This is a genomic window from Rhodococcus sp. NPDC057014, from assembly GCF_042673295.1.
Taxonomy (GTDB): Bacteria; Actinomycetota; Actinomycetes; order Mycobacteriales; family Mycobacteriaceae; genus Rhodococcus_F.
Map to the genome: position 1 here is coordinate 68820 of NZ_JBHUSF010000007.1, position 10204 is coordinate 79023.

Genomic DNA, 10204 nt, shown 5'->3' on the forward strand with positions numbered 1-10204 from the left:
TTGTCGTTCGTGGAGCAACTGTGAGGATCAGCGCCGATCCCCACGGTTACTTCTCAGTAACCCGGCCCCGAGTGAGCCTGGACTTATCAGGAGTGTCATCGTGTCCATCGTGTCCGAACCCACCACACCGCAGAAGGTCGAACTGACCGACGAGGAAATCTTCGCCGGCCACATCGGGGGGAAGCTCTCGGTCGAGACCACGGCCGCCCTCGATTCGCAGCGCGCCCTGTCCATCGCTTACACGCCCGGCGTCGCGCAGGTCTCCCGCGCCATCCACGCCGACGAGACCCTCGCCGACCGCTACACCTGGACCAACCGGCTCGTGGTCGTCGTCTCCGACGGCTCCGCGGTCCTCGGCCTCGGCGATATCGGGCCCCGTGCCTCCCTCCCGGTGATGGAGGGCAAGTCCGCCCTGTTCAAGAACTTCGCCGGGCTGAACTCGATCCCGCTGGTCCTGGACACCAAGGACCCCGACGAGATCGTCGAGACCCTGATCCGGCTGCGCCCCAGCTTCGGCGCCGTCAACCTCGAGGACATCTCCGCACCCCGCTGCTTCGAAATCGAACAGCGCGTCATCGAGGCCCTGGACTGCCCGGTCATGCACGACGACCAGCACGGCACCGCCATCGTCGTCCTCGCCGCCCTCAAGGGAGCGGTCAAGGTCCAGGACCGCGACCTCCACGACCTGCGGGTCGTCATCTCCGGTGCCGGCGCCGCCGGCGTCGCCTGCGCGAACATCCTGCTCGCCGCCGGCATCGCGGACGTGACGGTGCTCGACTCGAAGGGCATCGTCTCCGCCGACCGCACCGATCTCAACGAGGTCAAGACGGATCTGGCCGCGCGCACCAACCCGGCCGCCCGCCGCGGCGGCATCGTCGAAGCCCTCGACGGGGCGGACGTGTTCCTCGGCGTCTCCGCGGGCACCGTCCCGGAGGAGCTCATCGCGACGATGGCGGAGAACTCCATCGTGTTCGCGCTGTCGAACCCGGACCCGGAGATCCACCCCGACGTCGCCCGCAAGCACGCGGCGATCGTCGCCACCGGACGGTCGGATTTCCCGAACCAGATCAACAATGTGCTCGCCTTCCCCGGTGTGTTCAAGGGCGCGCTCGACGCCGGCGCCCGCCGCATCACCGAAGGCATGAAGCTCGCCGCCGCCGAGGCAATCCTCTCGGTCGTCGGTGACGAGCTGGCTGTAGACAAGATCGTTCCCAGCCCGCTCGATCCTCGCGTCGCCCCCGCTGTCGCGGAGGCAGTCGCCGCCGCTGCTCGCGCAGAAGGCGTCACCGACTAGCGAGAATCCGTCGAGCACCCCGATCCGGAACCCGCACCCACGGTTCCGGTGTCGGGGTGTTTGCCGTTGCGGGAGAACTCGTTACGACGCGCGCTCGGCGATCTGTCCGGCAGTCGGATTCCGCCGCAGGCGGCCGGTTCCCGGAACGGACGCCCACACCGCGAGCGCCAGCAACCCGTCCACGACGAGAGCGAGAATCGTCACCAGCAGCGCTCCGACGAGCACCCGGTCGTATTGGCGCAGGGCCAGTCCGTCGAAGATGTAGCGGCCCAGGCCGCCGAGGTTGACGTACGCGGCGACCGTTGCGGTCGCGATGATCTGCAGGGTGGCGTTGCGCAGCCCGCCGAGCATGAGTGGCAGCGCATTCGGGGCCTCGACCCGCGTGAGGACCTGCCATTCGGTCATTCCCATCGCGCGGGCGGCATCCACGACCGTCCGGTCGACGTTCGCGACGCCCGCGTACGTGCCGGCGAGGACCGGCGGGATCCCGAGGATCACCAGGGCCAGGATCGGCGGGATCAGGCCCAGCCCGAGCAGGAGCACCAGGAATGTCAGCAGGCCCAGCGTCGGCAGCGACCGCAGCGCGTTGACGAGACCGACCACGACCACCTCACCCTTGCGCAGATGTCCGATGATCAGGCCGATCGGCACCGCCACCAGCGCGGACAGTGCGACCGCCAGCAAGCTGTACCAGAGGTGCTCGAGGATGCGGGCGCCGATTCCGGTGCTGCCCGACCAGTTACCCGCGTCGACGATGTACTCCCACGCGCCGCCGAAGATGTTCACGAAGCCTCCTCCGGCGCCGGGGCCGTCGACTGTCCCGCGACCAGCGGTGCGTGCCGGACCTTCTGCTGCCGGGTCCACGGTGTCAGTGCCCGGCCGACGAGGAACAGCAGCAGGTCGAATGCGAGGGCCAGCACGACGATCGAGATGATCCCCGCCAGGATCTGGTCGGGGTAGTCCCGCTGATAGCCCTGCGTGAACAGGGTGCCGAGGCCGCCGATCCCGATCAGCGAACCCACCGACACGAGCGAGATGTTGGTCACCGCCACCACGCGGACGTTCGCCACGAGAACGGGTAGTGCGAGGGGCAATTCGACGGTCAGGGCCCGGCGGAGGCGCGTAAAACCCATCGCGGTCGCGGAGTCGACGACGTCGCCGGGAACGGAGTCGAGAGCCTCGGGAACGGCGCGGATGAGCAGGGCGGTGGAGTAGATCGTCAGCGCGATCACAACATTGAGCGGGTCCAGGATCTGCAGTCCGAAGACGGAGGGGATCGTCACGAACAGTGCCAGCGAGGGGATCGTGAACGCGATGCCCGCCACGATCAGCGTGATCTTCCGCAACCACGAAGCACCCCGGATCGCCGTCCCCACCGGAATGGCGATGAGCAAACCGATCAGCAGCGGACCCAGCGCAAGGTAGAGGTGGGTCTTCGTCAGGTCGACGACCACCGAGAAGTTGTCGATGAGCCAGCGCACGCGATCACGGTCCGTCCGGGGTCGCCGGCTGGGCAGTGAAGTAGTGCTCACCCCTTGCGCGATCCTCCGCCGCCCGCTGCTCGGCCAGCTTCGCGATCACTTCGGAGCCGAGGATGCCGCCCGAGACCGCACCGTCCGAATCGACGGCCACCCCGATGCCCGACGGCGAGGAGATCGCCGCGTCCAGCGCCTGCCGCAGGTCGGCGCCGGGGGTGAAGAGTGATCCGCCCGCCGCAGTGCATTCGGAGACGGGCCGACCGGCCCGCGCCCCCTCGACGCCGGTGACGTCGATCCACCCTCGCGGCACGCCCGCGTCGGTGACGACGAGGACCCATTCACCCTGTTCGAGGCGCAGCCCGGGCAATTCGTTCTCGGTCGCCGTCCGGAGGGTGTGCAGCGGAACCTCCTCTGCCGTCCGGAACGACAGCCCCCGGTACCCGCGGTCACGACCCACGAACGACGCCACGAAATCGGTGGCCGGCGCCGACAGCACCGTGTCCGGTGCGTCGTACTGCTGCAACCGGCCGCCCGGCCCGAACACCGCCACCCGGTCACCGAGTTTGACGGCTTCGTCGATGTCGTGGGTGACGAACACGATCGTCTTGCGCATCTCGGCCTGCAGCCGCTGCATCTCGGCCTGCAGATCTTCGCGGACAACGGGATCGACGGCGCTGAACGGTTCGTCCATCAGCAGAATCGGCGGATCGGCGGCCAGCGCCCGGGCGACCCCGACGCGCTGTTGCTGTCCGCCGGAGAGCTGACCGGGATAGCGGGAGGCCAGTGCCGGGTCGAGTCCGACACGTTCGAGCACCGCCAACGCGGCCTTGCGGGCGTTGCGCCTCGAGTCGCCGCGCAGCACCGGCACGGTCGCGACGTTGTCGACCACCGTGCGGTGCGGCAACAGTCCCGCGCTCTGGATGACGTAGCCGATGCCGAGGCGCAGCTTCACCGCGTCGGTCCGGGCTATGTCGCGGCCGTCGACCGTGATGGTCCCGGCGGTCGGGGTGATCATCCGGTTGATCATCCGCATCGACGTGGTCTTGCCGCAGCCGGACGGCCCGACGAAGACCGTGAACGATTGGGCCTCGATCCGCAGGTCGAGGTCGTCCACCGCGGTCGTGCCGTCCGGGTACCGCTTGGTGACTCCCGAGAATGTGATCACGGCAGATTCCTCACGAGACCGGCTTGTCGAGCCCCTGGTCCGTCACCCACTGCTTGGCGGCCGCCGCCGGCTCGGTCTTCGCGTCACCCGAGACGGAATTGTTGAGTGCGACAAGCTCTTCGGTGGTCAGCTTCGCCGACAGTGCGTCGAGGGCGCGCGTCAGTTTGTCGGAGGACTTGGTGGTGCGCAACACCGGGACGACGTTCTGCGCCGCGAAGTTGTTCAGCGGGTCCGCGAGCACGACGAAACCGTTCTCGGCGATCGCCGGAGACGTGGTGAAGATGTCGGCGGCCGTGATCTGTCCCGACGCGAGAGCGTCCACGGTGGCCGGACCGCCGCCGTCGGCGATCGGGACGAAGTTGCCGGGGGTGATGTCGAGGCCGTACTTGGCCTTCAGTCCGGGCAGGCCACCGGGACGTTCCTGGAATTCGGCCGGTGCGCCGAACTTCACCTCGTTCGAGTGCACCGCCAGATCCGCGATGGAGGTGAGGTTCCACCGCTGCGCCGTCTCCTTCGTGACGACGACGGCGTCCTTGTCCTCCGCGGGGGCCGGGGTGGTGATCGTCAGTTCCGGGCCCAGCGCGGCGGGCAGCGCCGCGTCCACGTCGGCGGCGCTCGTGGCGGTGGCATCCGGGTCGAGATACTGCAGGAGGTTGCCTGTGTAATCGGGGATGACGTCGATCGACCCGTCCTTCAGCGCGGGAATGTAGGCCTCGCGGGAGCCGATGTTGAACTTCGTCGTCACGTCGAACCCGTTGGCGCGGAGCACCTCGGTGTAGATGTTCGCCACCGTCTCCGATTCGGGGAAGTTCGCCGATCCCACGATGATGGCGTTCGGGTCGTCACCGGAGCCTTCGCCGCCGCCGGACAGGGGGTCGGATCCGCCGCCACCGCACGCGGCGAGCGACACGACGGCGACCGTCGCGAGAGCGATACTGCCCACGGAGCGGCGAGTGAAGCCCGACAGAATTCGTGAGGTGCGCATGAGCGTCCTTCCCGTTGTCACCGGCGCCGGACCTGCCGACCGAAAGCCGGTGGACGCGTGTCCGCGCCATCGGTTGGCCAGTGTAACGATAGGGGCGGACAGAGCACGGTTTTCGGCCGGCTCGAGGTAGACGAAAGGCGCGACGTGGCACACACACGCACAGACCGATCGGCCCGCCGCAGGCCTCGCCCGGCGGCGTGGTCCCGCGCACTGACCGCCGCGTCCGCGGTGCTTGTGGCCGCTGGGGTGGCGTCGGGATGCGCTGGTGGCGACACGACGCTCGACGGTTCCGCGGGGCAGGGGCAGGGTGAGATCGTGGTGGGTGCGGGTGACGGCGCGGAGAGCCGCGTCCTCGCCGAGATCTACGCGGGTGCCCTGCGTTCGACGGGCGCGCCGGTCACCACCGACGGTGGTCTCGGGGATCGGACCGCCTATCTCGGGCAACTCGATGCCGGGAGCGTCACGCTGGTACCGGAGTTCACGGGCCGGCTGCTGCGCTACTACGACCCCGGGTCGACGGAAACCGAGCCGGACGACGTGTTCGAGGCGTTGAGCAGGGCACTGCCGCAGGGGCTTTCGATCTCCGACTTCGCCGCGGCCGAGGACAGGTCGGCGCTGGCGGTGACTCCGCCGACATCCGAACGGCTCGGTCTCACCACGCTGGACGACCTCGTTCCCGCGTGCGGAAGGAGCGCCGCCGTCCTCGCCCCGGCCTTCGAGGCCGACGCTCTCGCGGGCCTCACGGGGTGCACGTTCGCGCAGACGCGGAGGGTGGCCGACGACGCCGCGGCGGTCGGTGAACTCGCCGTCCCTGCGCCGGCGGACGGTGCGGTGGTTGCCGGGGTGACCACGGCGTCACCCGACGTCGCGGACGCGGATCTGGTGCTGCTGTCGGACGACGAACACGTGTTCACCGCGCAGAACGTGGTGCCGCTGTTCCGGATCGGGACCCTGAGCGAAGCCCAGCTGAAGGCGCTGAACGTGGTGGCGGGTGAACTGACGACCGCGGACCTGGCCGACATGATCGGCCAAGTCCGCGGTGGTGCCGATTCAGCCGACGTGGCGCGGGTGTGGCTGGACGCTCATCTGTGAACCCAGGAACCCTCCGAGTTCCGCGACCGCGTCCGCGGCCTCGCGGACGAGAGACGCCTGCAGATGGGCGACGTGCCACAGCCGGGCGTACTCGGTGAGGGTGACGTCGACGTTCGACTCGTTCAGCTTGTCGACGAACTCCATGATCTGCGGGTAGAGCACCTCGTCCACCCCGACGTGGATCAACGTCGGCGGCAGTCCCGCCAGATTTCCCTGCAACGGAGCGTAACCCGGATCCCGCGCGTCCCCGTTGCCCAGGTACTTCTCGGCGGCGTCGAACGACCACGCGGTGTTGACGACGAGATCCCGGTCCCGGGACGTGTCGCGCCTACCGGGATCGACCCACGGGGAGATCAGTCCCAACGCGGCCGGGGTCACGCCGTGCCGGTCGATCAGGCGTCGTGCGGTGGCGACGGTCAGGCCACCGCCCGCCGAATCGCCCGCGATGGCGAGTTGTTCTGTCTCGTAACCGTGTTCGGTGTTCAGTTCCATGTACGCGGCGACGGCGTCCTCGAGCCCGGCCGGGAACGGATGTTCCGGGGCCAGCCGGTAGTCGAGGGTGTAGACGAGGCTGCCCGATTCCCGGGCGATGTGGGCGGCCAGCGATCGGTGGGTGGCGAGCGAACCGATCGTGTAGGCACCGCCGTGCAGGTAGAGGACGGCGGTCCGGCGTTCGGTGGCTCCCACCGTGATCCGCTCCGCGGGTCGCCCGGCCAGGACTGTCGGGCGCACGACGGCACCGGCGGGCATCTGCTGCAGTGGAGCACCCACGTCGAGAAGGGTCCGCTGCACCGAGTACGGAAGCCGGGCATTCAGGCTGAGGCGGTAGAACGGCCGGAGCGCCGCCGCGACGACCGGCAGCGGCAGGTGGAAGCTCATCGGGACCTCAGTTCGACTTGGGGAGGACGCGTCCGGCGACGAGGGCGACCACTCGCTGGTAGCTCGGTCCGACGAGCCGCACCCAGGCGTCGAGGAACTTGGCGTCCGCGCCGATCAGCACCCGCGCCTTGCCCTTGCGGACACCGGTCACGATGGTCTCGGCCGCGGCCTCCGGCGTGGTGCGTGCCAGCTTCTGGTCGAAGAACTCCGCGAACGTGTCGAGGTCCTCGCCCGGTCCCGCGGTGGCGTTGCGGGCGATGGCCGTCTTGATGCCGCCGGGATGCACACACGTCACCTTCACGGGATGCTTGGCGATCAGCATCTCCTGGCGCAGCGACTCGGTGAACCCGCGCACCGCGAACTTCGCCGAGTTGTAGGCGCTCTGGCCGGGCATGGACAGCAGTCCGAACAGGCTGGAGACGTTCACGACGTGGCCGTCGCCCGACGCGATGAGATGCGGCAGGAACGCCTTGGTGCCGTTGACGACTCCCCAGAAGTCCACGTCCATGATCTTCTCGATGTCCTTGAACTCGGACTTCTCGAACTCACCGTGGTAGGCGATGCCGGCGTTGTTGTACACCTGGTTGATCTTGCCGAAGTGAGCCCGCACCTCGTCGGCGTACGCGAGCACCGCCTCACGCTGGGTGACGTCCAGGTGATCGGACTTGACCTCGGCACCCAGCGCCTCCGCCTGGCGTGCGGTCTCGGCGAGTCCGACCGTGTCCATGTCCGAGATCGCCAGCCGGGCACCCCGGCGGGCGAGGTCGAGGGCGAGGGCCCTGCCGATGCCGGAGCCGGCTCCGGTGATCACGACTACCTTGCCTGCGAACTCGCTCACTGTGCTGTCACCTTGTCGTCGTCGAGGTCGATCTGCGCCGGGACGGCTGCGGATCCGGGGGTCTTGCCGTTCACGTGCACGGGCTCGGGCAGGTCGGCGGTGGCCACGCTGTCGTACGCGGCGAGATCGAAGCGCCTGGTCTCGTTCCGGAACTGGAACGTGAAGCCCGGCCACAGGGTGGTGTTGTTGCCGTGCTTGTCGAGGTACCAGCTCGCGCACCCGCCGTTGTTCCAGACGCTGTGCGACAGCTTCTCCTGGAGGTCGGCGTTGTACCGGTCCTGGGCGTCCTGACGGACCTCGATCTTGCCGATACCGTACTTGTCGATCGTCTGCAGGGCGTCGACGAGGTAGTTGAGCTGCGACTCGATCATGAAGACCATCGAGGTGTGGCCCAGACCCGTGTTCGGGCCGACCAGGAAGAACATGTTGGGGAAGTTCGCGATCGCGGCGCCCTTGTAACCCTGCTGCCCGCCCTCGTCGAAGACCTCGGCGAGCGAGCGGCCGTCCTTGCCGAAGATGCCCTCGAACGTGGGGGAGTCGGTGACGTGGAAGCCGGTGGCGACGACGATGGCGTCGACTTCGCGGACGGTGCCGTCCTTCGAGACCACCGCGTTGGCCGTGACCTCGGCGATGCCGTCGGTCACCAGGTCGACGTTGTCCTGCGCGAGGGTGGGGTAGTAGTTGTTCGAGATCAGCATGCGCTTGCAGCCGATCTGGAAGTTCGGCGTCACCTTCTTGCGCAGCACCGTGTCCTTGATCTGGCGGCGCAGGTGGCGTTCGGCCGCGAGCTGCAGCGGCTTCATGAAGACCGGTGCCTTCGCAAGTCCGACGACCTGGCTCTCGCGCATCCAGTAGATGCCGGTGCGGCACAGCTTCTGGAAGCCGGGAAGGTATTTGAACGCGGTGTGTTCGAGCGTCGTGTACTCGCGGTCCGCCCGGGGGAGGATCCACGGCGCCGTGCGCTGGTACACGTCGAGGTGCGACACCTTCTTGCCGATGGCGGGCACGATCTGAATGGCCGAGGCGCCGGTGCCGATGACGGCGACGCGCTTGCCCGTCAGATCGGCGTCGTGGTTCCAGCGGGCGGAGTGGAAGATCTCGCCCTCGAAGCCTTCGATGCCCTTGATGTCCGGGAGGGACGGCTCGCACAGTGCGCCGACCGCGGAGACGACCACCTTCGCGACGAAGTTTCCCTTCGTGGTGCTGACCTCCCAGCGAGTGGTCGCCTCGTTCCAGTGGGCGGACTGCACGTCACAGCCGAAGAGGTGCTTGTCGCGCACCTGGTATTTGTCCGCCACCGATTGGATGTACTTCTGGATCTCGGGCTGCGTGGAGAACGACCGGGTCCACTCCGGGTTGAGCGCGAACGAGTAGGAGTACAGATGCGAGGGAACGTCGCACGCCGCACCCGGATACGTGTTGTCCCGCCAGGTACCACCGACCTCGGTGCCGCGTTCGAGCACGAGGAAGTCGGTCTTGCCTGCCTGGGTCAGCTTGATCGCCGCGCCGAGGCCGGCGAACCCGCTGCCGATGATCAGTGTGTCGACGTGGCGGACACCTGCGGTGGGGGCGGAAGTATCTGTGACGGGAAGACTCATGTAAGCAACCATAGGGCGCTATTGAGGGGCAGTCAATAGCCTATTGACCTCCATTCAGTAGTCTTGTCTCATGGACGTTGTGAAGCGGACCCGTCTCAGCCCCGAACAACGGCGCGCGCAACTGATCGACCTCGGCGCCAAGATGCTGGCGCAGCGCCCGCTCGAGCAGATCTCCGTCGAGGACATCGCAGATCAGGCCGGCGTCTCCCGCGGCCTGCTGTTCCACTACTTCGCCTCGAAACACGACTTCCATCTCGAGATCGTGCGGCACACCAGCAGCGAGATGCTCGCCCGCACCGCACCCGACCCGTACGTCGAGGAAGCGCGCGACCCGATGCAGATCCTGCGCTCGGTGCTCGCGTCGTACGTCGACTACGTCACCGAGAACCGGGGCACGTACGTCTCGCTCCTGCGGGGAACGGCGAGTGGGGACCCGGACATGCGGGCCGTCTTCGAGCAGACCCGCGCGGTGATGTCCGAGCGCACCCTCGAACAACTGCCCGCGATCGGCATCGAACCCACCCGGGCAGTCGAACTCGCCGTCCGGGGCTGGATCGCCTACGTCGAGGAAGTCACGATCACCTGGCTGCGCGACCCGCACCTGACCCGCGAAGAACTGATCGAACTCAACGTTCAGGCACTCCCCGCACTCGCCATCGCCGCCGCGCCCGAAATCGCCGCCGCGCTCGTGTCGGCCACCGCCACCTGACACCCCCGGTGCCCCGAGGCCGGAGCGGACGCACCCGTTTCGGGTAGCCGCACCCGTTCTCGGGCGCGAAACGTTTGTTGCCAGGGTGGTCGTGAGACACATCGTGGCAGGGGCGCGGGGAAGCGAGTGATGCATGATCGACATCGAGATCGGACGCACCCCGACC

At 68.0% G+C, this 10204-nt stretch carries 10 protein-coding genes; 3 read left to right on the plus strand and 7 right to left on the minus strand.

Annotated elements, in window-relative coordinates:
• Window positions 1–100 precede the first annotated feature (100 nt).
• Complete coding sequence (locus ACFTZB_RS02860) at window positions 101–1294, plus strand: NADP-dependent malic enzyme (protein WP_378430006.1); 1194 nt, start codon at window positions 101–103, stop codon at window positions 1292–1294.
• Window positions 1295–1375: 81 nt separating this feature from the next.
• On the opposite strand, the gene ACFTZB_RS02865 is transcribed toward ACFTZB_RS02860, so the two are convergent.
• Genes ACFTZB_RS02865 through ACFTZB_RS02880 form a run of 4 tightly spaced genes read right to left on the minus strand, consistent with a single transcriptional unit; the run spans window position 1376 to window position 4922 of the window.
• Window positions 1376–2080 (minus strand): ABC transporter permease, encoded by a 705-nt coding sequence (locus tag ACFTZB_RS02865; RefSeq protein WP_378430007.1) that lies wholly within the window; start codon window positions 2078–2080, stop codon window positions 1376–1378.
• Complete coding sequence (locus ACFTZB_RS02870; protein WP_378430008.1) at window positions 2077–2775, minus strand: ABC transporter permease; 699 nt, start codon at window positions 2773–2775, stop codon at window positions 2077–2079. Before ACFTZB_RS02870 ends, ACFTZB_RS02865 begins: the two co-directional genes overlap by 4 nt.
• 4 nt (window positions 2776–2779) lie before the next feature.
• Entirely contained in the window at window positions 2780–3937 is a 1158-nt protein-coding gene (locus ACFTZB_RS02875; protein ID WP_378430009.1) for an ABC transporter ATP-binding protein, read from the minus strand.
• Between the two features lie 10 nt (window positions 3938–3947).
• A complete protein-coding gene (locus tag ACFTZB_RS02880) occupies window positions 3948–4922 on the minus strand; it encodes an ABC transporter substrate-binding protein (protein ID WP_378430010.1) in 975 nt (324 codons plus the stop codon).
• A gap of 144 nt (window positions 4923–5066) precedes the next feature.
• On the opposite strand from ACFTZB_RS02880, the gene ACFTZB_RS02885 reads away from it, so the two are divergent.
• Entirely contained in the window at window positions 5067–6014 is a 948-nt protein-coding gene (locus ACFTZB_RS02885) for an ABC transporter substrate-binding protein (RefSeq protein WP_378430011.1), read from the plus strand.
• Here ACFTZB_RS02885 and ACFTZB_RS02890 read toward each other — a convergent pair.
• Genes ACFTZB_RS02890 through ACFTZB_RS02900 form a run of 3 tightly spaced genes read right to left on the minus strand, consistent with a single transcriptional unit; the run spans window position 5973 to window position 9329 of the window.
• Complete coding sequence (locus tag ACFTZB_RS02890; protein WP_378430012.1) at window positions 5973–6893, minus strand: alpha/beta hydrolase; 921 nt, start codon at window positions 6891–6893, stop codon at window positions 5973–5975. The genes ACFTZB_RS02885 and ACFTZB_RS02890 overlap by 42 nt on opposite strands.
• 7 nt (window positions 6894–6900) lie before the next feature.
• Complete coding sequence (locus ACFTZB_RS02895) at window positions 6901–7731, minus strand: SDR family NAD(P)-dependent oxidoreductase (RefSeq protein ID WP_378430013.1); 831 nt, start codon at window positions 7729–7731, stop codon at window positions 6901–6903.
• A complete protein-coding gene (locus ACFTZB_RS02900; RefSeq protein WP_378430014.1) occupies window positions 7728–9329 on the minus strand; it encodes a flavin-containing monooxygenase in 1602 nt (533 codons plus the stop codon). Before ACFTZB_RS02900 ends, ACFTZB_RS02895 begins: the two co-directional genes overlap by 4 nt.
• 70 nt (window positions 9330–9399) lie before the next feature.
• On the opposite strand from ACFTZB_RS02900, the gene ACFTZB_RS02905 reads away from it, so the two are divergent.
• On the plus strand, window positions 9400–10038 hold the full coding sequence (locus tag ACFTZB_RS02905) for a TetR/AcrR family transcriptional regulator (protein ID WP_378430015.1): 639 nt from the start codon (window positions 9400–9402) through the stop codon (window positions 10036–10038).
• Window positions 10039–10204: the final 166 nt, after the last annotated feature.